This is a genomic window from Anoxybacillus dikiliensis (assembly GCF_050613275.1).
GTDB lineage: Bacteria > Bacillota > Bacilli > Bacillales > Anoxybacillaceae > Anoxybacillus.
Genome location: NZ_CP187112.1, coordinates 227,501 through 252,833 on the forward strand (window position 1 = coordinate 227,501; position 25,333 = coordinate 252,833).

Consider the following 25,333-nt stretch of genomic DNA (forward strand, 5'->3'; position numbering starts at 1 on the left):
TAGAAGCAGCCACCATTTAAAGAGTGCGTAATAGCTCACTGGTCGAGTGACTCTGCGCCGAAAATGTACCGGGGCTAAACGTATCACCGAAGCTGTGGGACGACTTGCGTCGTCGGTAGGGGAGCGTTCTAAGGGCGTCGAAGCTAGACCGGAAGGACTAGTGGAGCGCTTAGAAGTGAGAATGCCGGTGTGAGTAGCGAAAACAGAGGTGAGAATCCTCTGCACCGAAAGCCTAAGGTTTCCTGAGGAAGGCTCGTCCGCTCAGGGTTAGTCGGGACCTAAGCCGAGGCCGAAAGGCGTAGGCGATGGACAACAGGTTGATATTCCTGTACCACCTCCTCACCGTTTGAGCAATGGGGGGACGCAGGAGGATAGGGTCAGCGCGCGACTGGTTGTGCGCGTCCAAGCAGTTAGGCGCCTCAAGTAGGCAAATCCGCTTGAGTAGGCTGAGCTGTGATGGCGAGGGAAATGAAGTACCGAAGTGCCTGATTCCACACTGCCAAGAAAAGCCTCTAGCGAGGTGAGAGGTGCCCGTACCGCAAACCGACACAGGTAGGCGAGGAGAGAATCCTAAGGTGCGCGGGAGAACTCTCGTTAAGGAACTCGGCAAAATGACCCCGTAACTTCGGGAGAAGGGGTGCTCCCTCGGGTGAATAGCCCAGGGGAGCCGCAGTGAAAAGGCCCAAGCGACTGTTTATCAAAAACACAGGTCTCTGCGAAGCCGTAAGGCGAAGTATAGGGGCTGACACCTGCCCGGTGCTGGAAGGTTAAGGGGAGCGCTTAGCGCAAGCGAAGGTGCGAACCGAAGCCCCAGTAAACGGCGGCCGTAACTATAACGGTCCTAAGGTAGCGAAATTCCTTGTCGGGTAAGTTCCGACCCGCACGAAAGGTGTAACGACTTGGGCACTGTCTCAACGAGAGACCCGGTGAAATCATAGTACCTGTGAAGATGCAGGTTACCCGCGACAGGACGGAAAGACCCCGTGGAGCTTTACTGCAGCCTGATATTGAATGTTGGTGCGACATGTACAGCATAGGTGGGAGACTGAGAAGCCTGGACGCCAGTCTAGGTGGAGTCGCCGTTGGGATACCACCCTTGTCGTACTGAGATTCTAACCCGCACCCCTGATCGGGGTGGGAGACAGTGTCAGGTGGGCAGTTTGACTGGGGCGGTCGCCTCCCAAAGCGTAACGGAGGCGCCCAAAGGTTCCCTCAGAATGGTTGGAAATCATTCGAAGAGTGTAAAGGCAGAAGGGAGCTTGACTGCGAGACCTACAAGTCGAGCAGGGACGAAAGTCGGGCTTAGTGATCCGGTGGTTCCGAATGGAAGGGCCATCGCTCAACGGATAAAAGCTACCCCGGGGATAACAGGCTTATCTCCCCCAAGAGTCCACATCGACGGGGAGGTTTGGCACCTCGATGTCGGCTCATCGCATCCTGGGGCTGTAGTCGGTCCCAAGGGTTGGGCTGTTCGCCCATTAAAGCGGTACGCGAGCTGGGTTCAGAACGTCGTGAGACAGTTCGGTCCCTATCCGTCGCGGGCGTAGGAAATTTGAGAGGAGCTGTCCTTAGTACGAGAGGACCGGGATGGACGCACCGCTGGTGTACCAGTTGTCCCGCCAGGGGCACAGCTGGGTAGCTATGTGCGGAAGGGATAAGCGCTGAAAGCATCTAAGCGTGAAGCCCCCCTCAAGATGAGATTTCCCATCGCGTCAAGCGAGTAAGATCCCTTGAAGATGACAAGGTTGATAGGTCCGAGGTGGAAGCGTGGCGACACGTGCAGCTGACGGATACTAATCGATCGAGGGCTTAACTAAGCACACAAGAAAAGCGGAGAACGGTTCTTGACGTAGTCAAGAAAACGTCTGAACTCCTGTTATCTAGTTTTGAAGGAATAATCCTTCACGCCTGACATGGCGCTATGAAAAAGCATGTTTGCTCGGTGGCGATGGCGGAGAGGTCACACCCGTTCCCATCCCGAACACGGAAGTTAAGCTCTCCAGCGCCGATGGTAGTTGGCGGGACACCGCCTGCGAGAGTAGGACGTTGCCGGGCGGACATAGCAAGTTAGAGAGCATATCCATTTTGTTCTCTAACTTTTTTTGTCCATGTATTTGCGTTTAACGCTTTTACAATCCTCTCCCCCATAGTGAAGAGCTAACCGAAATTGGTTAGCTCGTTTTTTATTTAATTTCCACTTTTCTTTTTATATGATCAGGAACGAGGCGGTGAAGATGAATAAAAAGTAGCCCATTCTCGTATACGGCATCGACTTTTTCTCCTACAGGGAAAGGAAGTTGCATGACTCGCTCAAACGGTCCTTGTGTAATTCCCTCTTCAATTAATTCAAACCCTTCAAAATGTAATTGAACGTTTGCTTTGATTTCTAACGTATTATAATGAATATATACTTCTGCATCGTGTACATCCTCTAAACCTGGGATTGCAACGATGACGAGTAATTCGTTTTCACGACGGTACATATTGATGCCAGATGTATGAGAAGAAAAAGCGTTTGATGAATTCCAAAAAGGATTAGAAAAAAACGCTTCCCATTGCTTCGTCCAGTCCATAGTTTTCCTCCTTTCTCTTTTTCTTTTTACTATACGATACAATAAATAAAATGGTGATTTTTAAGCAAAAACCGAACATTAAATATTTTATTTTAAAAAACGTTCGATTTTATGTTGACACCGTAGAAAAATGACTGGTAAGATGGAAGTAAGTGAATATGGAAATGCACCCTCATATAATTTTGGGAATATGGCCCGAAAGTCTCTACCCAATAACCGTAAATTATTGGACTATGAGGGAAAGGATCCTATTGGCTTTTTTCACCCCATGGGCGAAATATGTCCAGAACGATGCTTTCCCTTATGATCGAGGGCATCGTTCTGGATTTTTTTCTGAATGATAAAAAGAGGTGAATATAGATGCAGCCACTTGTAGCTGTTATTATGGGCAGTCAGTCAGACTGGGAAACGATGCGTTATGCGTGCGATATATTAGAAGAGTTACATGTTCCGTTCGAAAAAAAAGTTGTTTCAGCCCATCGTACACCGGACTTTATGTTTGCATATGCCGAATCAGCGGAAGAGCGCGGAATTAAAGTCATTATCGCTGGAGCAGGAGGAGCTGCACATTTACCGGGAATGGTAGCAGCAAAAACGACGCTTCCTGTCATTGGCGTACCAATAAAATCCCAGACACTCAACGGTTTGGATTCTTTACTCTCCATTGTTCAAATGCCAGGTGGAGTGCCAGTAGCGACAGTGGCTATCGGAAAAGCAGGTGCGATAAACGCAGCGTTGCTTGCTGTTTCGATTCTTGGAACGCATGAGCCAACGTATATGGAAGCATTGCGCAAGCGACGTGAAACGATGCGAAAACAAGTGATGGAAAGTAGTGATCAGCTTGAGTAAAGTGATTGTACCGGGGCAAACGATTGGTATTATTGGCGGAGGTCAGTTAGGGAGAATGATGGCGCTCGCTGCAAAAGAGATGGGATTTTTCGTAGCGGTTCTTGATCCTACTCCGCAATCGCCTTGTGCCCAAGTAGCTGACATTGAAATTGTCGCTTCATATAGCGATGAAGAAGCGTTACATCAGTTAGCTGAAATAAGTGATGTCGTTACGTATGAGTTTGAAAACATTGATGCCGATGCACTAAAACGGTTGGCAAAGAAGGGATACGTGCCGCAAGGAAGCGAGCTGCTTTCTATTACACAGCATCGTTGGAAAGAAAAACGAGCAGTTCAGTCTGCCGGGTTGCCTGTTCCCCCTTATCGTCTCATACTGGAAGAAGAACAATTGGAACGGGCGATTGAGGAGATCGGCATTCCGACCGTATTGAAAACATGTCGTGGAGGGTATGATGGAAAGGGGCAAGTGGTCATCCGTTGTTTAGATGATATTTACGAGGCGCGCTCGCTGCTCGCTTACGGTGAATGTGTATTGGAAGCATGGGTTCCGTTTGTGAAAGAGTTATCTATTATCGTTGTGCGTAGCGTTTCTGGTGAAATAGAGCTGTTCCCTGTTGTTGAGAACATTCATCGCGACAATATTTTGCATCAAACGATTGCCCCAGCCCAAGTTAGCCAGAAAATCATTGCACAGGCGGAGATGTATGCTAGACGATTAGCGGAAACATTTCAACTTGTCGGCACACTAGCCATTGAAATGTTTTTAACAGAAGATGGGCAGTTATATGTCAATGAACTTGCTCCTAGACCGCACAACTCAGGTCATTATACAATAAACGGTTGTATCACATCGCAATTTCAACAACATATTCGTGCTGTGTGCAATTGGCCGCTTGGTAGTACAAAATTATTAAAACCTGCAATTATGGTCAATATTTTAGGAGAACATGTTGACGACGTTATTCGAAACATCGATCAATTTCGCGATGCTCATGTTCACTTTTATGGAAAAAAAGAAGCGAAGCCGAAGCGGAAAATGGGGCATATCACGTGGTTAGTTGACGATGTCGATGAGATGCAACGAAAAATAGACGAATTTGCGATTTGGACAGATCGGAGGATGAACGTATGATTGAACGTTACACACGACCAGAAATGGGTGCAATCTGGACGGAAGAAAACCGTTTTCGTGCTTGGCTAGAAGTCGAAGTTTTAGCGTGTGAAGCATGGTCGGAATTAGGAGTTATTCCGAAAGAAGATGTGGAAAAAATTCGTAAAAACGCATCGTTTCGCATTGAACGCATTAAAGAAATCGAGGAAGAGACGCGTCATGATGTCGTTGCCTTTACGCGTGCCGTATCAGAGACGTTAGGAGAAGAGCGAAAATGGGTACATTACGGACTGACGTCTACGGATGTTGTTGATACCGCATTGTCGTATTTACTAAAACAGGCAAATGACATTTTATTGCGCGACTTAGAAAACTTTATCGCGGTGTTAAAAGAAAAAGCGATTGAGCATAAATATACGGTCATGATGGGAAGAACGCATGGTGTACATGCCGAGCCTACGACGTTTGGATTAAAATTGGCGCTTTGGTATGCTGAAATGCAACGCAACTTAGAACGTTTTAAGCAAGCAGCGGAAACGGTGCGCGTTGGAAAAATTTCTGGTGCGGTTGGCACGTATGCAAACATTGATCCGTTTGTCGAACAGTACGTATGTGAAAAACTTGGCTTACAGCCTGCACCAATTTCAACGCAAACGTTGCAGCGTGATCGTCATGCGCACTATATGGCGACGCTCGCTTTAATTGCGACATCCATTGAAAAATTTGCAGTTGAAATTCGTGGATTACAAAAAAGTGAAACGCGTGAAGTGGAAGAATTTTTTGCAAAGGGACAAAAAGGTTCATCGGCTATGCCGCATAAGCGCAATCCGATCGGCTCAGAAAACATGACAGGCATGGCGCGTGTCATTCGCGGCTATATGTTAACAGCTTATGAAAATGTACCGCTTTGGCATGAACGAGACATTTCACACTCGTCTGCGGAGCGTATTATTTTACCGGATGCAACGATCGCTCTAGACTACATGCTTCATCGTTTTACAAACATTGTGAAAAACTTGACGGTATTCCCTGAAAACATGAAGAAAAATATGGATCGTACCCTTGGACTTATTTATTCGCAACGCGTATTATTGGCACTTATTGATACAGGAATGACGCGCGAAGAAGCATATGATCTTGTACAGCCGAAAGCGATGGAAGCGTGGGAAAAACAAGTGCCGTTTCGCTCGTTAATTGAAGCGGACGAAGTAATTACAAGTCGTTTAACAAAGGAACAAATCGCGGATTGCTTTGATTACAACTATCACTTAAAGCATGTCGACACGATTTTTGAGCGACTTGGTTTGCAGTAGGTAAGGCGCTGTCCTTACCTATACAAAAAAATTTCCTAATATTCTGTATAACTGGGGGAGAGAACATGGAGAAGCAACACCTTCTGTATGAAGGAAAGGCGAAGAAAGTGTATGCAACGAACGAAGGGGGCGTGTTATGGATTGAATATAAAGATGAAGCAACAGCATTTAACGGTGAGAAAAAAGCAACGATTGCTGGAAAAGGGAGATTGAATAACGAGATTACGAGTTTACTATTTTCCTTGTTACATGAAGCAGGTGTAAATAATCATTTTATTCGTAAAATATCTGACACCGAACAGCTTGTGCGACAAGTGACGATTATTCCCCTCGAAGTTGTTGTCCGCAATATTGTCGCCGGTAGTCTAGCGAAACGAATCGGTCTTCAGGAAGGAGCCGTCATCGAGAAGCCGATTGTAGAATTTTATTACAAAAATGACGTTTTAGGCGATCCTCTATTAACAGAAGATCATATCGCTCTGTTGCAGCTTGCTTCCCCCGATGAGCTTGTGCACATGAAGCAAATAGCGTTCCGCGTGAACGACATTTTAACTTCTTTATTTCGTTCATGTGACTTACAGCTTGTCGACTTTAAATTAGAGTTTGGAAAAGATGAAACGGGGGCGGTGTTGCTGGCGGATGAAATTTCCCCAGATACGTGCCGATTATGGGATGTATACACGAAAGAAAAGTTCGATAAAGACGTATTTCGCCGCGATTTAGGCGACTTAACAGAAACATATACAAAACTTTTACAACGATTAGGAGGATTATCATGTACAAAGTAAAAGTGTATGTCACATTGCGTGAAAATGTATTAGATCCACAAGGTAATGCTGTAAAAGGAGCGCTCCATAGCTTAAGTTATCATGAGGTGCAAGATGTGCGTATTGGAAAGTTCATGGAATTAACGGTAGCAAAAAGTGACCGGGACATAGATGAACTCGTGAAAGATATGTGCGAAAAGTTGTTGGCGAACACAGTTATTGAGGATTATCGCTATGACATTGAGGAGGTCGTCGTCCAGTGAAATTTGCGGTCATTGTATTTCCGGGTTCCAACTGCGATGTCGACATGTATCATGCGATTGCAGATGAATTAGGGGAAGATGTTGAATACGTTTGGCATGATGCGGAAAGTTTAGATGAATTTGATGCGATTCTTTTGCCAGGTGGTTTTTCATATGGGGATTATTTGCGATCTGGGGCGATTGCGCGTTTTTCGAACGTCATGAAAGCGATCAAAAAAGCTGCAGAAGAAGGAAAGCCGATTTTAGGTGTATGTAACGGATTTCAAATTTTACTCGAAGCGGGTCTCCTTCCTGGAGCGATGCGGCGCAACGATACGCTAACGTTTATTTGCCGTCCGATAAAACTTCGTGTCGAAAATAATGCAACGATGTTTACATCCCAATATGAGCGCGGGGAAATTATTACGATCCCGATTGCCCATGGAGAAGGAAACTATTATTGTGATGAAAACACATTGCACCAGCTTATTGCGAACAATCAAATCGTTTTTCGGTATGAGGGAGAAAATCCGAATGGCAGCTTACAAAACATTGCAGGCATCGTGAACGAAAAAGGGAATGTACTCGGAATGATGCCGCACCCTGAGCGTGCTGTTCATGAACTGCTTGGCGGAGCTGACGGGTTAAAACTGTTTCAATCAATCGTGACATATTGGAGGGACGCACATGTCGTTACTACTTGAGCCAAGTCCAGCGATAATTAAAGAGCAAAAGTTATATCGGGAAATGGGGTTAACGGACGAAGAGTTTGCGATGGTTGAGCGCATTCTTGGACGTTTACCGAATTATACGGAAACAGGCATTTTCTCGGTTATGTGGTCGGAACATTGTAGCTATAAAAATTCGAAACCTGTGTTAAAGAAGTTTCCGACAGAAGGAAAACATGTGCTTCAAGGACCAGGGGAAGGGGCAGGCATTGTCGATATCGGAGATGGATTAGCCGTCGCCTTTAAAATCGAAAGCCATAACCATCCGTCTGCAATTGAACCGTACCAAGGGGCAGCGACAGGCGTTGGCGGCATTATTCGCGATGTGTTTTCGATGGGCGCGCGACCAATTGCGTTATTAAACTCGCTTCGCTTTGGGGAATTAACGTCACCGCGCGTGAAATATTTATTTGAGCGCGTCGTTGCAGGCATTGCTGGATACGGAAATTGCGTCGGCATTCCGACAGTTGGGGGAGAAGTGCAATTTGATGGAGCGTACGAAGGAAATCCACTCGTGAATGCGATGTGTGTCGGAATTATTCGCCATGAAGAGATTCAAAAAGGGATCGCGGCAGGCGTTGGAAACACGGTTATGTACGTCGGTGCGAAAACGGGACGTGACGGCATTCATGGGGCGACATTTGCATCGGAAGAATTAACGGAACAATCTGAACAAAAGCGTCCAGCTGTTCAAGTCGGGGATCCGTTTATGGAGAAATTGCTTCTTGAAGCTTGTTTGGAAGTCATTCATTCCGATGCGCTCATTGGCATGCAAGATATGGGGGCTGCAGGTTTAACAAGTTCGTCAGCGGAAATGGCGAGCAAGGCAGGCTCTGGTATTGAACTAAATTTAGATCTTGTACCACAACGCGAAACAGGAATGACACCGTATGAAATGATGCTATCTGAGTCACAAGAGCGCATGCTTCTCGTCGTTCAAAAGGGTCGGGAACAAGAAATGATAGATGTGTTTGCTAAATATGGGCTAGAAGCGAAAGCGATTGGTCGCGTAACAGATGACCATATGTTGCGTTTGTATCACCGCGGGGAAGTCGTTGCTGAAATTCCGGTTGATGCGCTTGCTAAAGATGCTCCTGTATATTATAAGCCATCGAAAGAACCGGCGTATTATCGCGAGTTTCAGATGATAGAATACGTACCGACCATTCATAACTATGAAGAGACATTGCTTGGGTTATTAGGTCAACCGACGATTGCAAGTAAAGAATGGGTATATGAGCAATACGATTATATGGTGCGGACAAACACAGTTGTTGCGCCAGGATCTGATGCAGCTGTGTTGCGCATTCGCGGCACAAATAAAGCGTTAGCGATGACGACTGATTGCAATTCTCGTTACGTATATTTAGATCCGGTCATTGGTGGAAAAATCGCGATTGCAGAGGCGGCGCGCAACATCGTTTGTTCCGGCGCTCAACCGCTTGCGGTGACCGATTGTTTAAATTTCGGAAACCCAGAGAAACCGGAAATTTTTTGGCAACTAGAAAAAGCGGTAGAAGGAATGAGCGAAGCGTGCCGTGTACTTGAAACGCCCGTCATTAGTGGAAATGTATCGCTTTACAATGAGACGAACGGCGAAGCGATTTATCCGACACCAATTGTCGGTATGGTCGGCGTCGTTGAGGATATCAACCATATTACGACACAGTCATTTAAACAGCCAGGCGACTTGATTTATGTCATTGGGGAAGCGAAGCAAGAATTTGGTGGGAGCGAGCTACAAAAATGGCTAACAGGTCGCATTTTTGGAAAAGCGCCAACGATTGATTTACATGTAGAAGCAGAGCGACAACAACAGCTTCTCACCGCGATTCGAGCTGGAGTAGTAGCATCAGCGCATGACATATCAGAAGGTGGCTTGGCAGTCGCGCTTGCGGAATGTTTAATGAGCACAAAAGGTTTAGGGGCGTATGTGACAATCGACGGTGATGTTGTTGCGGAATTGTTTAGTGAAACACAATCACGTTTTATCGTTTCGGTAAAAAAGGAACATCGTCAAGCGTTTGAACAGCTCGTTCAAGCAGTATGTATCGGGGAAGTGACAAATGACGGAACGCTTCATGTGATGAGTGGGGATGCATGCATTCTCCACGTCCCAGTAGAAACGATGCGAAATGTATGGAAAGGAGCTATTCCATGCTTGCTGAGATCAAAGGATTAAACGAAGAGTGTGGGATTTTCGGTATTTGGGGACACGAAGAAGCAGCGACGTTAACGTACTACGGGCTGCATAGTTTACAACATCGCGGGCAAGAAGGTGCGGGCATTGTCGTTGGAGGAAACGGAACGCTCCAGTTTCATAAAGGCCTCGGTTTAGTGACGGAAGTGTTTAGTCGCGGAGAGTTAGAAAAACTAACGGGCATGGCTGCTATCGGCCACGTCCGTTACTCTACTGCAGGTGGGGGCGGGTACGCGAACGTTCAACCGCTTTTGTTTCGTTCACAAGGTGGTAGTTTAGCGCTTGCGCACAACGGAAATTTAGTGAATGCCGATGAGCTTCGTTTCCGTTTAGAACAGCAAGGAAGCATTTTTCAAACGACGTCCGATACAGAGGTGCTCGCCCATTTAATTAAGCGCAGCGGGGAACCAATTTTAAAAGAACGAATTAAAGAAGCGTTGACTCATTTACGCGGCGCTTTTGCTTTTCTCATTTTGACGGAAACCGAAATGTATATCGCCCTTGATCCGCACGGTTTTCGCCCTCTTTCGTTAGGTCGTTTAGGCGAGGCATATGTCGTGGCATCGGAAACGTGTGCGTTTGATGTCATCGGTGCGACATATGAACGGGAGGTTGAGCCAGGGGAGCTCATTATGATTAATAAACAAGGTATTCGTTCCGAGCGTTTTGCCCAGAGGGTGTCTCGCTCCATTTGTAGCATGGAATATATTTATTTTGCTCGTCCTGACAGTAACGTGGACGGCATTAATATTCATACAGCACGGAAAAATCTCGGGAAACAGCTAGCATTTGAAGCACCTGTTGAAGCAGATGTTGTTACAGGTGTACCAGATTCGAGCATTTCGGTGGCGATTGGCTACGCGGAAGCGACGGGCATTCCGTACGAATTAGGGCTCATTAAAAATCGTTATGTTGGTCGGACGTTTATTCAACCATCTCAAGCACTTCGCGAACAAGGGGTAAAAATGAAATTATCGCCTGTTCGTGGAGTTGTAGCCGGCAAACGAGTTGTGATGGTTGATGATTCGATTGTGCGTGGAACGACGAGCAAGCGCATTGTGCGCATGCTTCGGGAGGCAGGGGCGACGGAAGTGCATGTGCGCATTAGCTCACCGCCGATTACGCATCCTTGTTTTTATGGGATCGATACGTCGACAAAAGCCGAGCTGATTGCTGCTAACCACACGATTGAAGAAATTCGTCAGCTTATTGAAGCGGATTCCCTCGCGTTTTTAAGCAAAGAAGGACTTTTGCAGGCGATTGGAAGATCAAACGATTCAGCAAACTGCGGACAATGTTTAGCTTGTTTCACTGGACAATATCCGACGAGGATTGGAGGGGAGCACGTTGGCGCATGCGTACAAACAAGCTGGAGTGAATATTGAAGCTGGCTATGAAGCGGTCGAGCGAATGAAGAAACACGTCGCTAAAACTGCTCGAATCGGTGCGTTAGGAAGTTTAGGTGGTTTTGGAGGAATGTTTGACCTTTCTTCGCTTGGATATAAACAACCGGTACTTATATCAGGAACGGACGGAGTAGGGACAAAACTAATGCTTGCTTTTAAGCTCGACCGTCACGATACAATTGGTATAGATTGTGTCGCGATGTGCGTGAACGATATCGTCGTACAAGGGGCGGAGCCTCTCTTTTTCCTTGACTACATCGCCTGTGGAAAAGCGATTCCAGAAAAAATTGAACATATCGTCAAAGGAATAGCAGATGGATGTGTCGAAGCAGGATGTGCGCTTATTGGTGGGGAAACGGCAGAAATGCCAGGCATGTATGGTGAAGATGAATATGATGTAGCAGGATTTGCAGTTGGTGTGGCGGAAAAAGCGAAAGTAGTTACAGGGGATGGGATTGTCCCTGGAGATGCGCTTATTGGTCTTGCATCGAGCGGTTTGCATAGCAACGGCTATTCGCTCGTGAGAAAAATTATAAAAGATGCGAATTTGCAATTGGATCACGTATATGAACCGTTTGCTCGCTCGCTTGGCGAAGAGCTGTTAACCCCTACGCGCATTTACGTTCGTGCGGTACTGGAAGCATTGAAACAATTTCGTGTAAAAGGAATGGCTCACATTACAGGGGGCGGGTTTGTTGAAAATATTCCGCGCATGTTGCCAAAAGGATTACAAGCGGAGATAGACTACGGTTCATGGCCAATTCCACCGATTTTTAATTTCCTGCAGCAACACGGGAAGCTACAACGAACGGAAATGTTTAATATTTTTAATATGGGAATTGGCTTCGTCATGGCTGTCGATAGCGACGTTGTGCCAGACGTTGTGCAGTTGCTTGAATCATTTGGAGAGCAAGTGTATGTGATCGGTCGGATAAAGGAAGGAACGGGTGTATCGTTTGCAGGAGGAAAAATCGAATGAAGCGAATAGCTATTTTTGCTTCGGGGAGCGGAACGAACTTTCAAGCGATTGTCGATGCGGCAAAAAAAGGAGAAATACAAGCAGACGTAGCTCTTCTTGTATGTGACCGACCGCATGCAAAAGTGATTGAACGAGCGATTCGTGAACATGTGCCGTTATTTGTTTTTCATCCGAAACAATATGAAACGAAAGAACGTTTTGAGCGTGAGATTTTACAACAGTTGCGCGAACGAGATGTGGATTGGATTGTTTTAGCGGGATATATGCGCCTTATCGGTCCTACACTTTTGCAAGCTTATCCGAATAAAATTGTCAATATTCACCCGTCGCTTTTACCTGCCTTTCCAGGTAAAGATGCGATCGGTCAAGCGTATCGTTACGGTGTGAAAGTGACGGGGGTGACGGTGCATTATGTTGATGAAGGAATGGATACAGGACCGATCATTGCTCAACAAGCGCTATACATTTATGATGGGGAGCCATTAGAAAGTGTTGAGCGCCGCATTCATGAAATAGAACATACGTTGTATCCACAAGTCATTCAACAATTGTTGACGGAGAAAGGGAGTACAAATCATGAAAAAACGAGCGATCATTAGCGTATCAAATAAAAAAGGAGTTGTTACGTTTGCTAAACAACTAGTTGAGTTAGGTGTTGAAATTATTTCAACGGGCGGAACGAAGCGCGTATTAGCGGAGCATGGCATTCCAGTTGTAAGCATTTCTGACGTGACAAACTTCCCGGAAATTTTAGACGGACGCGTGAAAACACTTCATCCAAACATTCACGGTGGACTGTTAGCTGTTCGAGATGATGAAACGCATAAAAAACAGTTGCAAGACCATGCCATTACGCCAATCGACTTCGTTGTTGTCAATTTATATCCATTCCAAGAAACGATCGCAAAGCCAAACGTGCCGTTTATGGAAGCGATTGAAAATATCGATATTGGCGGTCCGACTATGCTGAGAGCGGCGGCAAAAAACCATGCTTATGTCACAGCTGTCGTCGATCCTACTGACTATGAGTTAGTCATCGAACAGCTAAAACAATATGGCGAAGTATTGCTTGAGACGAGACGGGCATTAGCTGCGAAAGTATTTCGCCATACAGCAGCATACGATGCGATGATTGCGCAATATTTGACGAACATTGTTGGAGAAAAGTATCCGGAAACGATGACGATGACGTTTGTAAAAAAACAATCGTTACGATACGGTGAAAATCCGCATCAAACGGCTTCATTTTATGAAAAACCGCTCAGTTCACCGTTTTCTATTGCAGCAGCAAAGCAGTTGCACGGAAAAGAGCTATCGTACAACAACATTAACGATGCCAACGCAGCGCTACAAATTGTTGCGGAATTTACCGAACCAGCAGCGGTGGCGGTAAAGCATATGAATCCGTGTGGAGTGGGTGTCGGTGAAACGATTGCAGAAGCGTTTCAAAAGGTTTACGAAGCCGATCCAACGTCCATTTTTGGGGGCATTGTGGCGTTAAATCGCGAAGTGGATGAACAAACGGCTGCGAAGTTAAACGGCATTTTTTTAGAAATCATTATCGCCCCGTCATTTACAGAACAAGCGCTAGAAATTTTAACGAGAAAGAAAAACATTCGTTTGTTAACTGTTGATTTCCAAGCAGAGCGAAAACAAGAGCCGTTTATCGTATCGGTGCGCGGTGGATTGCTTGTCCAAGACGAAGATACGTATACAATTGATGATGCAACGCTGCAAGTCGTGACAGAAAGAAAGCCGACTGAAGAAGAATGGGCGAATTTAACGTTTGCTTGGCGTGTGGTGAAGCATGTGAAATCGAATGCAATTGTTTTAGCGAGAAATGGCATGACGGTTGGCGTTGGCGCTGGACAAATGAATCGTGTTGGAGCTGCTCGCATTGCGATTGAACAGGCGGGAGAGAAAGCTAAAGGAGCGGTATTAGCTTCCGACGCATTTTTCCCGATGAGTGATACAGTTGAAGCAGCTGCTCAGGCAGGGGTGACAGCGATCATTCAGCCGGGTGGATCCATTCGTGACGAAGATTCGATTCAAAAAGCTAATGAATATGGAATAGCCATGGTATTTACAGGCGTTCGCCATTTTAAACATTAAGGGGGAAGCAACGGATGAAAGTGCTCATTATCGGACGTGGCGGTCGCGAGCACGCGCTTGCATGGAAAGTATCGCAAAGTCCACGTGTGACCCACGTATATGTGGCGCCTGGAAATGACGGAATGAATTCGATTGCTACGTGCGTTCCAATTTCAGAAACGGATGTCGAAGCACTCGTGCAATGGGCAAAAAAAGAAGCGATCGATTTGACAATTGTTGGCCCAGAACCACCGCTATTAGTTGGCATTGTCGACCGCTTTGAAAGGGAAGGATTGCGCATTTTTGGCCCAAAACAGCAAGCAGCATTAATCGAAGGAAGCAAAGCGTTTGCGAAAGAAATCATGAGAAAATACAACATTCCAACCGCAAATTATGCGACGTTTACAAATTACGATGAAGCTGTTCATTATGTGCGTGAACAAGGGGCTCCGATTGTCATTAAAGCGGATGGACTTGCTGCTGGAAAAGGTGTAACGGTGGCGATGACGATCGACGAAGCGCTCCATGCGTTGCATGATATAATGGTTGCAAAAAAGTTTGGTGAAGCTGGTGCACAAGTTGTTATTGAGCAATATTTACAAGGTGAAGAATTTTCACTTATGGCGTTTGTGCATGGAGAACACGTTTATCCGATGGTCATTGCGCAAGATCATAAGCGTGCGTTTGATGGCGATCGAGGACCGAACACAGGGGGGATGGGGGCCTATTCTCCTGTTCCGCAAATAAGTGAACAAACTGTTTATGCAGCAATTGAAACAATTGTAAAGCCGACGGCTAAGGCGTTAATACAAGAAGGATGCGAATTTACAGGATTTTTATATGCCGGATTAATCGCAACAGAGGAAGGACCAAAGGTAATTGAGTTTAATGCGCGATTTGGTGATCCAGAAGCGCAAGTTATTTTACCGCGGTTACAAAATGATCTTGTTGAAGTAATCGTTTCGCTTTTAGAAGATCAACCGATTACATTACATTGGAGCGATGAAGCAACCATTGGGGTTGTTTTAGCCGCGAAAGGATATCCTGAACAATATGAAAAAGGCGCTGTTATTCGAGGGCTTGAACAAGTAACGAAAGCGCAAATTTTTCATGCTGGCACGAAGCGTATGAACGATGAGTGGGTAACAGATGGGGGACGAGTGCTCCTTGTTGTTGCGAGTGGAAAAACATTGAAAGAAGCACAACGTCTTGTATACGAAGAAATGCAACATATTGAATGCGATCAACTGTTTTACCGGCGTGATATTGGCCATAAAGCTATCGCGCACGTCGCTTGCGAACATATACAAAACTAAGCGCAACGAGGCTGCCGATTAAAAGAATAAGAATGAAAAACGTATCTGTTATATATTCAGCAATCATATTCGTTCTCTCCTTTTTTACCCCCTTGTACGTATACAAGGGGGTTATTGTTACGAAGGGTTGACTGGTTCAATCGGAATCGTTTTTTCGTCCTTCTTATCGTTGTGATCACATTGGCATTGATACCGTTCAAATAACGCCATGACAGGACAGAAACGAACAATGCCCTCCGCAATTTTCATTGCAGCGAGCATCATGACCCATATATACGATTCACGCCACGGCTTGCGAGAAAGACTTGCTGTTGCCCAGGCAAGCATTGTAAACCCGAATGTAATGCGGATCATCGCGTTAATGACACCGATGTTTTGTTTCATGTGAATCCTCCTTTTTGTTTGTGAAATTCGCTTTCATCCGTTAAAATGTGTATAGATGATGGTACGATTTAGGAGGAAAGCGATCATGATGGAAAAACGATATCGATGGAAAAGTGAACAAATTCGCAAACACGTTGCGATTGTTGACGGAAAGCAGGCGCCAACAAAAGTGTTAATGAACGCAACATATTTACATCCATACATACGTCAATGGGTGCAAGGGAACGTATGGATTTGCGACGACCGAATTGTGTACGTCGGTCCGAACAAACCGAAGCAATTAGATTCATGTGAAGTCATCGACTGCACGAATCAAGTGCTCGTTCCTGGCTATATTGAGCCCCATGCTCATCCGTTTCAGTTATATAATCCCCAAACGCTTGCTGAATATGCAGCACAGTTCGGTACGACAACACTGATTAACGACAATTTATTTCTTTTTTTACAGTTGACAAAAAAGAAAGCGTTTTCTTTTTTGTCCGCTATGGAAAAACAACCGGTGACGATGTATTGGTGGTGCCGGCTTGATTCGCAAACCGAAATGGAAGGAGAAGAACATCTTTTTTCGTATAAAAACATGAAAGGATGGCTTGAAAACGATGCGGTGTTACAAGTGGGGGAATTGACTGGATGGCCAAAACTGTTAGAAGGGGATGATTTCGTTCTCCATTGGATGCAAGAGGCGAAAAAACTTGGAAAAAAAGTGGAAGGTCATTTTCCCGGCGCTTCAGATCGTACGTTGACGAAAATGAAGTTATTTGGGGCGGATGCTGATCATGAATCGATGACCGGAAACGATGTGTATAAGCGATTAATGCACGGGTATACCGTATCATTGCGCCATTCATCTATCCGGCCGGATTTGCCAACACTGCTTAAAGAGATGAAACAATTCGGTATTCATCATTACGATCAATGTATGTTTACAACAGACGGATCGACGCCTTCCTTTTATGAAAAAGGATTGATCGACGAAATGATTCGCATCGCATTGCAAGAAGGAGTACGTGACATTGATGCATACAGCATGGCCACATGGAACATCGCTCGTTATTACAATATCGATCATTTACACGGAAGCATTACGCCAGGGCGCATTGCACATATTAACGTTCTTGAACATGCTTCAAATCCGACACCGATTTCTGTTTTAGCGAGCGGACAATGGGTTAAACGTGATGGTGTACCTGTTTCTGCTTTTTCAGCCGTCGAATGGGACGTACATGGTCTTGCGCCGCTCTCTTTATCTTGGGATTTACAGATGGATGATTTGCAATTTTCGATGCCATTAGGGATGTACATGGAAAACTCCGTCATTATTAAGCCATATTCGATTTCTATTGATACATCTGCTGATGAGTTATCAACCGATCATGATGAAAGCTTTTTAATGCTTATTGATCGTCACGGAAAATGGCGTGTGAACACCGTATTAAAAGGGTTTGCGACACATGTGCAAGCACTTGTTAGCTCGTATTCCAATACAGGAGATATTATTTTAATTGGAAAAAGTAAACGTGATTTATTGCTTGCATTTGAGCGCATGAAACAAATTGGAGGCGGCATTGTTTTATGTGAACATGGAGAAGTCATTCACGACATTTCCCTTCCGTTAGGCGGATTAATGTCAGCGAAGCCGATGAAAGAGTTAATAGAAGAAGAAAAAATGCTTGGAGAGTTGTTGCGGGCGCGTGGCTATACGTTTGCTGACCCGATTTACACCTTGCTCTTTTTATCGTCGACACATTTACCTTACATTCGGATCACACCAAAAGGAATTTACGATGTCATGCATAAAACAGTACTCTTTCCAACAATAATGCGTTAAAATATAAAAGGGACGAAAACGAAAGGTTGGGTTCATGTTGCGGCGATTATTTTTTCTATTCACGATCATGGCGGTGTTTTTGTTTAGCATTGGATGTCAACGTACAGAGTCAAATGTAAAAGAAAACAAGTTCCCACCGACAACAGTCGAACAGGAAAATAAAAAAGAAACGAAGGAAACAGCGTGGACGTTTCCGTTAACAGGCATGCCAGCGAATGAAAAAACGATGCAACGAGCTGTGGCAGTGATGATTAATAACTATCCAGCCGCACGACCTCAATCGGGATTACACAAAGCAGATATCATATATGAAGTGCTTGCGGAAGGAGATATTACACGGTTGTTAGCCATTTATCAAAGCGAGCAACCTGAAATCATTGGCCCTGTTCGAAGCGCAAGAGACTACTTTATTGAATTAAGCAATGGCTTTCATGCTTTATATGTCTGTCACGGATGGAGTCCAGAGGCACAGACGTTGTTAAAGTCTGGTGCTGCGGATTATGTCAATGGACTGTTTTACGATGGAACACTATTTTGGCGCGATCACACACGAAAGGCACCGCACAACTCTTACATTTCCTTTACAAATATTAAAAAAGGTGCTGAAAAAAACGGCTATGCTTTCGAAGAAGAAGTTAGGCCTCTACCATTTTTTACAAACGATTTGACGAACGCTGTAAAAGCGACGAATATTGATGTGGTGTACTCTAAACGATCGTATGCTCACGTTCATTATGCGTACGACGGAACGAAATATGTTCGTTCGAGCGGTGGAGAGCCGACAGTGGATCGGGAGACGAATACAACGATTGCGGTAGAAAATGTGTTCGTTATTGAAGCGACGCATCAAATTATTGACGACTATGGTCGGAGAGACATTGACTTTACATCAGGTGGAAAAGGGTATTTATTTCAAGAAGGAACGATGCAGGAAGTAGAGTGGAAAAATATTGACGGACGCCTTCTTCCTTATAAAGATGGTGTTCCGCTCGGATTTATCCGAGGAAAAACATGGATTCAAGTCGTTCCGGACTTAAAGCAAGTACAATATGAATAGGGGGACGTATATGCAAATTAATAAATTGCGAGGCAGAGAGCTTGACCAGTTATTTCGTGCGATTTTATCATTGAAAGATTTAGAAGAATGCTATCGTTTTTTCGATGATTTATGTACAGTCAATGAAATACAAGCGCTTGCGCAACGGTTGGAAGTAGCGCGCATGTTGCGCGAAGGATATACGTATCATAAAATTGAAACAGAAACAGGGGCAAGCACAGCGACTATTTCACGCGTAAAACGTTGCTTAAACTACGGAAATGATGCGTATGCGATGGCACTCGATCGCATTTATAATGAACAACAAGAGGGGGCTGGCTCACAATGAGTCAGCTTCTTTTTACGATTTTTTGTTATGATTTTTGCTATAATGAGATGAGGTGAAAAACATGAATGAGATGACAACATGGCGCCATGTGTTTAAATTAGATCCGAATAAAGAAATAACAGATGAACAATTAGAACAAGTATGCGAATCAGGAACGGATGCGATCATTGTTGGCGGAACAGACGGTGTGACGCTTGAAAACGTCATCGATTTGCTTGCGCGCGTGCGCCGTTTTTCTGTTCCGTGTGTATTAGAAGTATCAAATATTGAGGCGATTACACCCGGATTTGACTATTATTTCATTCCAATGGTACTAAATAGCCGTGATCTGACTTGGCTAATTGATTTACATCACGAAGCGGTTAAACAGTTTGGTGATTTAATTAATTGGGAAGAACTGTTTGTTGAAGGGTATTGTATTTTAAATGACGAATGTAAAGCGGCATCATTAACAAGCGCACGAACGGATGTAACAGAAGAAGATGTTATTGCGTATGCTCGAATGGCAGAACATATGTATCATTTTCCAATTTTTTATATGGAATATAGCGGACGATACGGAGATGTGACGCTTGTAGAGAAAGTGAAACGGACGCTAGAACGCACACGTTTGTTTTATGGTGGTGGCATTCATACACCTGAACAAGCGAAAGAGATGGCGATGTGGGCAGACACGGTCGTTGTAGGAAATGCGATTTATACAAATTTACAAATGGCGTTACAAACAGTCGAAGCGGTGAAAGGAAAATCGACATAAATGGAGAATAAAAAAGAGAACATATGTTTTGGTGGTGAAAAAATGAGTATGTCAGCACATATGCTGTTGGAAGGATTAAACGAAAAACAAAAAGAGGCTGTGAAAACGACGGAAGGTCCGCTTTTAATTATGGCGGGGGCAGGAAGCGGAAAGACGCGCGTGTTAACGCATCGCATCGCTTATTTAATGGCAGAAAAAGACGTTGCTCCATGGAACATTTTAGCGATTACATTTACAAACAAAGCAGCCCGCGAAATGAAAGAGCGTGTAGAACGGATCGTTGGAAAACAAGCGGAAGATATATGGATTTCTACGTTTCACTCGATGTGCGTTCGCATTTTGCGACGCGACATCGATCGGATCGGCATTCATGCGAATTTCTCTATTTTGGATCCAACCGATCAGTTGTCTGTATTAAAACATATTTTAAAAGATCGCAATATTGATCCGAAAAAATATGATCCACGTGCGCTTCTAGGTACAATTAGCAGCGCGAAAAACGAATTGATGACGCCAGAAAAATATGCCGACCAAGCGGCAAGCCCGTATGAGAAACTTGTTGCGGATGTGTATAAAGAATATCAAAAGCGGTTGCTGCGTAATCATGCCCTTGATTTTGATGATTTAATTATGACGACAATTCAACTATTTCAACGTGTTCCGGAAGTGCTGGAATATTATCAACGAAAGTTTCAGTACATTCATGTCGATGAATATCAAGATACGAACCGCTCGCAGTATTTGCTCGTGAACATGCTTGCGAAACGATTTCAAAACTTATGCGTAGTTGGAGATTCTGATCAGTCCATTTATCGTTGGCGCGGTGCCGATATTAGCAACATTTTATCGTTTGAAAAAGACTATCCGAACGCAAAAGTGATTTTGCTTGAGCAAAATTACCGCTCAACGAAACGTATTTTACAAGCCGCCAATGCAGTTATTGAGCATAACACGCAACGAAAACCGAAAAAGCTTTGGACGGAAAATAGCGAAGGACATGCGCTTGTGTATTATGAGGCGATGACGGAAGTAGATGAAGCGCAATTTGTCGTCGGGAAAATTAAAGAATATGTTGATGCAGGAAAACGAGCGTATAAAGATTTTGCGGTTTTATATCGAACGAATGCGCAATCGCGCGTGCTTGAAGAAATGTTATTAAAGGCGAATATCCCATATAAAATTGTTGGCGGTTTAAAATTCTATGACCGAAAAGAAATTAAAGATATTTTAGCTTATTTACGTCTAATTGCGAATCCGAATGATGACATTAGTTTTACGCGCATTATTAACGTTCCAAAACGCGGTGTTGGGGCATCGACGATTGATAAAATTGCAGCGTATGCTTCTAGTCAAGGGATATCGATGTTTAATGCGCTTAGTTCGATTGAAGAAATGGGAATTAGCGCTCGCATCGCTGCACCGCTCGTGCAATTTCGTGAACAAATCGATCATTGGAGCCAAATGCAACATTATTTATCTGTGACAGAGCTTGTCGAAGATGTGCTCGATCGTTCAGGGTATCGCGATATGCTTCGCGAGGAAAAAACGCTAGAAGCACATAGTCGACTTGAAAACATTGATGAGTTTTTATCAGTGACCCAACATTTTGAACAAATAAACGAAGATAAGTCGCTCGTTGCTTTCTTAACGGACTTAGCGCTTGTTGCAGATATCGATCAGCTTGATAATGACAATGAAGGGCAAACAAATGATGCGGTTGTTTTAATGACACTTCATTCTGCAAAAGGATTAGAGTTTCCAGTCGTCTTTTTAGTCGGACTAGAAGAAGGGATCTTCCCACATAACCGCTCATTAAACGATGAAGATGAAATGGAAGAAGAACGCCGTTTAGCGTATGTTGGCATTACGCGTGCGGAAGAAGAACTCTTTTTAACGCGCGCCCATATGCGTACGTTATTTGGACAAACGCATGTTAACGCCCCATCTCGTTTTATTGGTGAAATTCCTGAAGATCTGATTGAATATGCACATAAACGAGTGAAGCAACAGGCGACATCTCAACGTCCATCTACCATGTCGCAAGGGCGATGGCGCGTAGGGGATAAGGTGAGCCATAAAGTGTGGGGCATTGGGACAATTGTGCGCGTAAAAGAAAGTGATGGGGATCAAGAGCTAGATGTCGCTTTCTCAAGTCCCATTGGCATTAAAAGACTATTGGCGAAATTTGCTCCGATTACGAAAGTGTAGAAAGGATGAAGAACGTGGCACAACACGACGTTGAAAAGCAAATTGCCGAATTGCGCCAACAAATTGAAAAATATAATTACGAATATTATGTGTTAGACAAACCGTCGATTTCTGATGCTGAATATGATGAATTGATGAGAAGATTAATAGAACTCGAGGAGCAATATCCGCAATATAAAACGTCGGACTCCCCTTCGCAGCGCGTTGGCGGAGCTCCGCTAGAGTCGTTTGCGAAAGTGACTCATCGCGTGCCGATGCTTAGCTTAAGCAACGCCTTCAACGAAGGGGATTTGCGCGACTTTGATCGGCGAGTACGCCAAGAAGTTGGCGATGTACGTTACGTATGTGAATTGAAAATAGATGGTTTGGCTGTGTCGCTCCGTTATGAAAATGGCTATTTCGTACAAGGAGCGACACGCGGAGATGGAACGACTGGAGAAGATATTACGGAAAATTTAAAAACGATTCGTTCATTGCCGCTTCGATTGCGTAAACAAGTGTCGATTGAAGTGCGTGGAGAAGCATATATGCCACGACAATCGTTTGAAAAGCTAAACGAACAGCGTAAAAGGAACGGAGAAGAATTGTTTGCTAATCCGCGTAATGCGGCAGCTGGCTCGCTTCGTCAGCTTGATCCAAAAGTCGTCGCTTCCCGTCGGTTAGATATATTTGTATACGGTGTTGTCCATGCGGAAGAGTTAGGGCTTACTTCTCATAGTGAAGCGCTTCGCTATTTAGACGAGCTCGGGTTTAAAACAAATCCGGCTCGGCAAGTATGCGAAACAATGGATGATGTACTTTCTTACATTGAACAGTGGCATGAGCGACGTGCGTCATTGCCGTACGATATTGATGGAATCGTCATTAAAGTAGATGCGTTTGCGCAACAAAAGCAACTAGGAGCGACAGCGAAAAGTCCACGCTGGGCCATTGCTTATAAATTTCCGGCTGAAGAAGTTGTGACACAACTTGTTGATATTGAGCTCAGTGTCGGTCGAACAGGTGTGGTCACTCCAACAGCCATTTTACAGCCTGTGCGTGTGGCAGGAACGATTGTACAGCGTGCATCGCTCCATAATGAAGACTACATTCGTGAAAAAGATATTCGTCTTGGCGATTACGTCGTCATTAAAAAAGCGGGCGATATTATTCCAGAGGTTGTACGTTCATTGCCAGAGCGGCGAACAGGACAAGAGAAGCCGTTCGATATGCCGACGCATTGCCCAGCATGCGCGAGCGAACTCGTTCGCCTTGATGATGAAGTCGCGCTTCGCTGTGTCAACCCACAATGTCCGGCGCAAATTCGAGAGGGGCTTACCCATTTCGTTTCACGCCAAGCGATGAATATTGACGGATTAGGCGAAAAAGTGATCGCTCAACTATTTGAACACGGTCTCGTTCGTAGTATGGCCGATTTGTACAAGTTAACGAAAGAGCAACTTGTTGCACTAGAACGAATGGGAGAGAAATCAGCAACAAACTTGCTGCAAGCGATTGAAACATCGAAACAAAATTCACTTGAGCGCTTATTGTTCGGTCTTGGTATTCGCCATGTGGGCGCGAAAGCAGCGAAAACGTTAGCGGAGAATTTTGAAACGATGGAACGTCTTCAACAAGCAACGAAAGAAGAACTGACAGCCATTCATGAAATTGGTGAAAAAATGGCTGACTCAATCGTTACATATTTTGGGAAAGAAGAAGTAAAGCAATTGCTTGAACGTTTGCGAGCATATGGTGTCAATATGACATATAAAGGTGCGAAACGGACGGCGGATATAAGCTCAACGTTTGCTGGGAAGACGTTTGTTTTAACAGGCACGTTACAATCGATGTCGCGGAGCGAAGCAAAAGAGAAAATTGAAGCACTAGGTGGAAAAGTGACAGGAAGTGTCAGTAAAAAAACAGATGTTGTCGTTGTAGGTGAAGACGCCGGATCAAAATTAGAAAAAGCGAAACAGCTTGGCATTACGATTTGGGATGAAGCGCGTTTTCTTCAAGAAATACAACAATCAAAGCAGGTGTGAACGATGAAAAGGCTGATTATATTGCTCACTTGTACGCTTCTTACTCTGTCAGCATGCGCGCCAAAATTTAATCAAGAAGAGCAAGTAGTGCAAGAGACAGATAATAAAAAACAAAAGGCGATTATTCCAAAGTACAACATTTCTAATTCGTATTATCGTACCATTTTACCTTTTCAACCTGGAGAGGCGCGCGGACTCGTTGTTGAAAATGTAAATACCCGACTAGATATGGATGAATTTGAACTCGGTTTAATGCGCATTGCACAAGATAAGTTTTCTCCGTCACAATATTTATTTCAACAAGGGCAATATTTAGATCGAAAAACGATTGAGTCGTGGCTCAAACGAAAACAAGGAAATGGAGAAGGGTTGAATCCTGCGCTCGGAAATGAAGGGACAAATGAAGAAAGAAATAAAAAACATCCACTTTACATTTCTCATATTTTAGAACATAACTACTTAGTAAAAACAGGAAACGATAAAGTGCAATTAGGTGGAGTCGTCATCGGCCTTGCGATGAATTCTGTCCATTATTATGAGACGGAAGAAGGGTATCCACGCGAGGTAAAAATTTCAAAGAGCGATATGGAGAAGGAAGGGAAAAAAGCGGCAGAAGAAATTGTTTCTCGTTTGCGACAAATGGATGGATTAAAGGAAGTACCTATAATTATTGGCTTATTTGAACAACAACCGAAATCGTCCATTGTTCCAGGACACTTTTTTGCGGTTGGTTATGTTGATAAGGGAAGTAACGCCATTCAAGATTGGGAAAAGATAAATGAAGAATATTATGTGTTTCCATCGGATGAAGCGGAAAAAAACCATCGCGATGATTTAGTCAAATTTTTAAATTTGAAATCAGATATTGAAGAATTTTTCCCGAATTATACTGGGGTGATCGGTCGGGCATTTTACCGCGATGACCAACTACAACAATTGACAATTGACATCGTTATGCAGTTTTACGGAAAAGCAGAAGTTATCGGATTTACGCAATACGTCACAGGTCTTCTCATGGAAAAAATGCCTGATTATATGCCGATTTCCGTTTACATTTCTTCGGTGCGCGGACCGGAAAGTATTATTATAAAAAGCCCGGACAAAAATGAACCGTTTGTTCACATCTACCAACCATAAAAAATTTGAATATGTATGCTCCATCCGTTAGAATG

At 44.3% G+C, this 25,333-nt stretch carries 22 protein-coding genes, 2 rRNA genes and 1 riboswitch (1 of these 25 only partly in view); of the genes, 21 read left to right on the plus strand and 3 right to left on the minus strand.

Translation table 11 applies throughout. The annotated features are described in order from the left end of the window. Both ACPF7I_RS01340 and rrf read left to right on the plus strand, forming a co-directional pair. Positions 1 to 1,817 (plus strand): 23S ribosomal RNA (locus ACPF7I_RS01340); it begins 1,109 nt to the left of the window's first position. A 121-nt stretch (positions 1,818 to 1,938) separates the two neighbouring features. Further along, positions 1,939 to 2,055: ribosomal RNA gene (gene rrf, locus ACPF7I_RS01345) — 5S ribosomal RNA — on the plus strand. Positions 2,056 to 2,183: 128 nt separating this feature from the next. Here the strand turns inward: rrf and ACPF7I_RS01350 are convergent. Further along, complete coding sequence (locus ACPF7I_RS01350) at positions 2,184 to 2,573, minus strand: Hsp20/alpha crystallin family protein (RefSeq protein ID WP_430745288.1); 390 nt, start codon at positions 2,571 to 2,573, stop codon at positions 2,184 to 2,186. A gap of 152 nt (positions 2,574 to 2,725) precedes the next feature. Further along, positions 2,726 to 2,827, plus strand: a riboswitch (purine riboswitch). A gap of 106 nt (positions 2,828 to 2,933) precedes the next feature. Between ACPF7I_RS01350 and purE the strand changes: the two genes are divergently transcribed. The 12 genes from purE to purD all read left to right on the plus strand — a co-directional run bounded on the left by purE (position 2,934) and on the right by purD (position 15,575). After that, positions 2,934 to 3,422 carry a 5-(carboxyamino)imidazole ribonucleotide mutase gene (purE, locus tag ACPF7I_RS01355; RefSeq protein WP_430745287.1) on the plus strand — a complete coding sequence of 163 codons (489 nt, stop codon included), beginning with the start codon at positions 2,934 to 2,936 and terminating at the stop codon, positions 3,420 to 3,422. Next, positions 3,406 to 4,554: a 5-(carboxyamino)imidazole ribonucleotide synthase gene (purK, locus tag ACPF7I_RS01360; RefSeq protein WP_430745285.1), complete on the plus strand. Its 1,149-nt coding sequence runs from the start codon at positions 3,406 to 3,408 to the stop codon at positions 4,552 to 4,554. The genes purE and purK overlap by 17 nt, the downstream gene beginning before the upstream one ends. Continuing rightward, a complete protein-coding gene (gene purB, locus ACPF7I_RS01365) occupies positions 4,551 to 5,846 on the plus strand; it encodes an adenylosuccinate lyase (protein ID WP_430745283.1) in 1,296 nt (431 codons plus the stop codon). Before purK ends, purB begins: the two co-directional genes overlap by 4 nt. Positions 5,847 to 5,911: 65 nt before the next feature. After that, positions 5,912 to 6,634, plus strand: coding sequence for a phosphoribosylaminoimidazolesuccinocarboxamide synthase (gene purC, locus ACPF7I_RS01370; protein ID WP_430745282.1), 723 nt, complete (start codon positions 5,912 to 5,914; stop codon positions 6,632 to 6,634). Continuing rightward, positions 6,622 to 6,876, plus strand: coding sequence for a phosphoribosylformylglycinamidine synthase subunit PurS (gene purS, locus ACPF7I_RS01375; protein WP_219986385.1), 255 nt, complete (start codon positions 6,622 to 6,624; stop codon positions 6,874 to 6,876). Before purC ends, purS begins: the two co-directional genes overlap by 13 nt. After that, positions 6,873 to 7,559: a phosphoribosylformylglycinamidine synthase subunit PurQ gene (gene purQ / locus ACPF7I_RS01380; protein ID WP_430745280.1), complete on the plus strand. Its 687-nt coding sequence runs from the start codon at positions 6,873 to 6,875 to the stop codon at positions 7,557 to 7,559. Before purS ends, purQ begins: the two co-directional genes overlap by 4 nt. Further along, a complete protein-coding gene (gene purL / locus ACPF7I_RS01385) occupies positions 7,543 to 9,765 on the plus strand; it encodes a phosphoribosylformylglycinamidine synthase subunit PurL (RefSeq protein WP_430745278.1) in 2,223 nt (740 codons plus the stop codon). The genes purQ and purL overlap by 17 nt, the downstream gene beginning before the upstream one ends. Further along, positions 9,741 to 11,168, plus strand: coding sequence for an amidophosphoribosyltransferase (gene purF, locus ACPF7I_RS01390; RefSeq protein ID WP_430745277.1), 1,428 nt, complete (start codon positions 9,741 to 9,743; stop codon positions 11,166 to 11,168). The genes purL and purF overlap by 25 nt, the downstream gene beginning before the upstream one ends. Continuing rightward, positions 11,131 to 12,168 (plus strand): phosphoribosylformylglycinamidine cyclo-ligase, encoded by a 1,038-nt coding sequence (gene purM / locus ACPF7I_RS01395; RefSeq protein ID WP_430745275.1) that lies wholly within the window; start codon positions 11,131 to 11,133, stop codon positions 12,166 to 12,168. The genes purF and purM overlap by 38 nt, the downstream gene beginning before the upstream one ends. After that, entirely contained in the window at positions 12,165 to 12,767 is a 603-nt protein-coding gene (gene purN / locus ACPF7I_RS01400) for a phosphoribosylglycinamide formyltransferase (RefSeq protein WP_430745274.1), read from the plus strand. The genes purM and purN overlap by 4 nt, the downstream gene beginning before the upstream one ends. Continuing rightward, on the plus strand, positions 12,745 to 14,280 hold the full coding sequence (gene purH / locus ACPF7I_RS01405) for a bifunctional phosphoribosylaminoimidazolecarboxamide formyltransferase/IMP cyclohydrolase (RefSeq protein WP_430745272.1): 1,536 nt from the start codon (positions 12,745 to 12,747) through the stop codon (positions 14,278 to 14,280). The genes purN and purH overlap by 23 nt, the downstream gene beginning before the upstream one ends. 14 nt (positions 14,281 to 14,294) lie before the next feature. Continuing rightward, the gene (gene purD, locus ACPF7I_RS01410) at positions 14,295 to 15,575 is read left to right on the plus strand and encodes a phosphoribosylamine--glycine ligase (protein ID WP_430745271.1); all 1,281 of its coding nucleotides are present in this window, start codon (positions 14,295 to 14,297) and stop codon (positions 15,573 to 15,575) included. On the opposite strand, the gene ACPF7I_RS01415 is transcribed toward purD, so the two are convergent. Together ACPF7I_RS01415 and ACPF7I_RS01420 are read right to left on the minus strand one after the other, a co-directional pair. After that, positions 15,538 to 15,642: an EYxxD motif small membrane protein gene (locus ACPF7I_RS01415; RefSeq protein ID WP_009360731.1), complete on the minus strand. Its 105-nt coding sequence runs from the start codon at positions 15,640 to 15,642 to the stop codon at positions 15,538 to 15,540. The two genes, purD and ACPF7I_RS01415, sit on opposite strands and share 38 nt — an antisense overlap. A 50-nt stretch (positions 15,643 to 15,692) precedes the next feature. Next, complete coding sequence (locus tag ACPF7I_RS01420; RefSeq protein ID WP_430745270.1) at positions 15,693 to 15,959, minus strand: YgaP family membrane protein; 267 nt, start codon at positions 15,957 to 15,959, stop codon at positions 15,693 to 15,695. Positions 15,960 to 16,044: 85 nt separating this feature from the next. On the opposite strand from ACPF7I_RS01420, the gene ACPF7I_RS01425 reads away from it, so the two are divergent. The 7 genes from ACPF7I_RS01425 to ACPF7I_RS01455 all read left to right on the plus strand — a co-directional run bounded on the left by ACPF7I_RS01425 (position 16,045) and on the right by ACPF7I_RS01455 (position 25,298). Then, the gene (locus ACPF7I_RS01425; RefSeq protein WP_430745268.1) at positions 16,045 to 17,787 is read left to right on the plus strand and encodes an adenine deaminase C-terminal domain-containing protein; all 1,743 of its coding nucleotides are present in this window, start codon (positions 16,045 to 16,047) and stop codon (positions 17,785 to 17,787) included. A 34-nt stretch (positions 17,788 to 17,821) separates the two neighbouring features. Beyond that, complete coding sequence (locus ACPF7I_RS01430) at positions 17,822 to 18,844, plus strand: DUF3048 domain-containing protein (protein WP_430745267.1); 1,023 nt, start codon at positions 17,822 to 17,824, stop codon at positions 18,842 to 18,844. Between the two features lie 10 nt (positions 18,845 to 18,854). Continuing rightward, positions 18,855 to 19,172: a YerC/YecD family TrpR-related protein gene (locus ACPF7I_RS01435; RefSeq protein WP_042536307.1), complete on the plus strand. Its 318-nt coding sequence runs from the start codon at positions 18,855 to 18,857 to the stop codon at positions 19,170 to 19,172. 61 nt (positions 19,173 to 19,233) lie between these two features. Next, a complete protein-coding gene (locus ACPF7I_RS01440) occupies positions 19,234 to 19,929 on the plus strand; it encodes a heptaprenylglyceryl phosphate synthase (RefSeq protein WP_430745265.1) in 696 nt (231 codons plus the stop codon). 42 nt (positions 19,930 to 19,971) lie between these two features. Further along, positions 19,972 to 22,137 carry a DNA helicase PcrA gene (gene pcrA / locus ACPF7I_RS01445; RefSeq protein ID WP_430745263.1) on the plus strand — a complete coding sequence of 722 codons (2,166 nt, stop codon included), beginning with the start codon at positions 19,972 to 19,974 and terminating at the stop codon, positions 22,135 to 22,137. 5 nt (positions 22,138 to 22,142) lie between these two features. Further along, a complete protein-coding gene (gene ligA / locus ACPF7I_RS01450) occupies positions 22,143 to 24,161 on the plus strand; it encodes an NAD-dependent DNA ligase LigA (RefSeq protein ID WP_430745262.1) in 2,019 nt (672 codons plus the stop codon). A gap of 3 nt (positions 24,162 to 24,164) precedes the next feature. Then, a complete protein-coding gene (locus ACPF7I_RS01455) occupies positions 24,165 to 25,298 on the plus strand; it encodes a CamS family sex pheromone protein (RefSeq protein WP_430745260.1) in 1,134 nt (377 codons plus the stop codon). Positions 25,299 to 25,333 lie beyond the last annotated feature (35 nt).

Coding starts and splice junctions, on each gene's coding strand:
- purC (WP_430745282.1), top strand. CDS start 5,912: ATGGAGAAGCAACACCTTCTGTATGAAGGAAAGGCGAAGAAAGTGTAT.
- ACPF7I_RS01420 (WP_430745270.1), bottom strand. CDS start 15,959: ATGAAACAAAACATCGGTGTCATTAACGCGATGATCCGCATTACATTC.
- ACPF7I_RS01430 (WP_430745267.1), top strand. CDS start 17,822: ATGTTGCGGCGATTATTTTTTCTATTCACGATCATGGCGGTGTTTTTG.
- ACPF7I_RS01425 (WP_430745268.1), top strand. CDS start 16,045: ATGATGGAAAAACGATATCGATGGAAAAGTGAACAAATTCGCAAACAC.
- purS (WP_219986385.1), top strand. CDS start 6,622: ATGTACAAAGTAAAAGTGTATGTCACATTGCGTGAAAATGTATTAGAT.
- ACPF7I_RS01350 (WP_430745288.1), bottom strand. CDS start 2,573: ATGGACTGGACGAAGCAATGGGAAGCGTTTTTTTCTAATCCTTTTTGG.
- purF (WP_430745277.1), top strand. CDS start 9,741: ATGCTTGCTGAGATCAAAGGATTAAACGAAGAGTGTGGGATTTTCGGT.
- ACPF7I_RS01440 (WP_430745265.1), top strand. CDS start 19,234: ATGAATGAGATGACAACATGGCGCCATGTGTTTAAATTAGATCCGAAT.
- ACPF7I_RS01435 (WP_042536307.1), top strand. CDS start 18,855: ATGCAAATTAATAAATTGCGAGGCAGAGAGCTTGACCAGTTATTTCGT.
- ACPF7I_RS01415 (WP_009360731.1), bottom strand. CDS start 15,642: ATGATTGCTGAATATATAACAGATACGTTTTTCATTCTTATTCTTTTA.
- purH (WP_430745272.1), top strand. CDS start 12,745: ATGAAAAAACGAGCGATCATTAGCGTATCAAATAAAAAAGGAGTTGTT.
- purL (WP_430745278.1), top strand. CDS start 7,543: ATGTCGTTACTACTTGAGCCAAGTCCAGCGATAATTAAAGAGCAAAAG.
- ACPF7I_RS01455 (WP_430745260.1), top strand. CDS start 24,165: ATGAAAAGGCTGATTATATTGCTCACTTGTACGCTTCTTACTCTGTCA.
- purD (WP_430745271.1), top strand. CDS start 14,295: ATGAAAGTGCTCATTATCGGACGTGGCGGTCGCGAGCACGCGCTTGCA.
- purE (WP_430745287.1), top strand. CDS start 2,934: ATGCAGCCACTTGTAGCTGTTATTATGGGCAGTCAGTCAGACTGGGAA.
- purB (WP_430745283.1), top strand. CDS start 4,551: ATGATTGAACGTTACACACGACCAGAAATGGGTGCAATCTGGACGGAA.
- purN (WP_430745274.1), top strand. CDS start 12,165: ATGAAGCGAATAGCTATTTTTGCTTCGGGGAGCGGAACGAACTTTCAA.
- ligA (WP_430745262.1), top strand. CDS start 22,143: ATGAAGAACGTGGCACAACACGACGTTGAAAAGCAAATTGCCGAATTG.
- pcrA (WP_430745263.1), top strand. CDS start 19,972: ATGAGTATGTCAGCACATATGCTGTTGGAAGGATTAAACGAAAAACAA.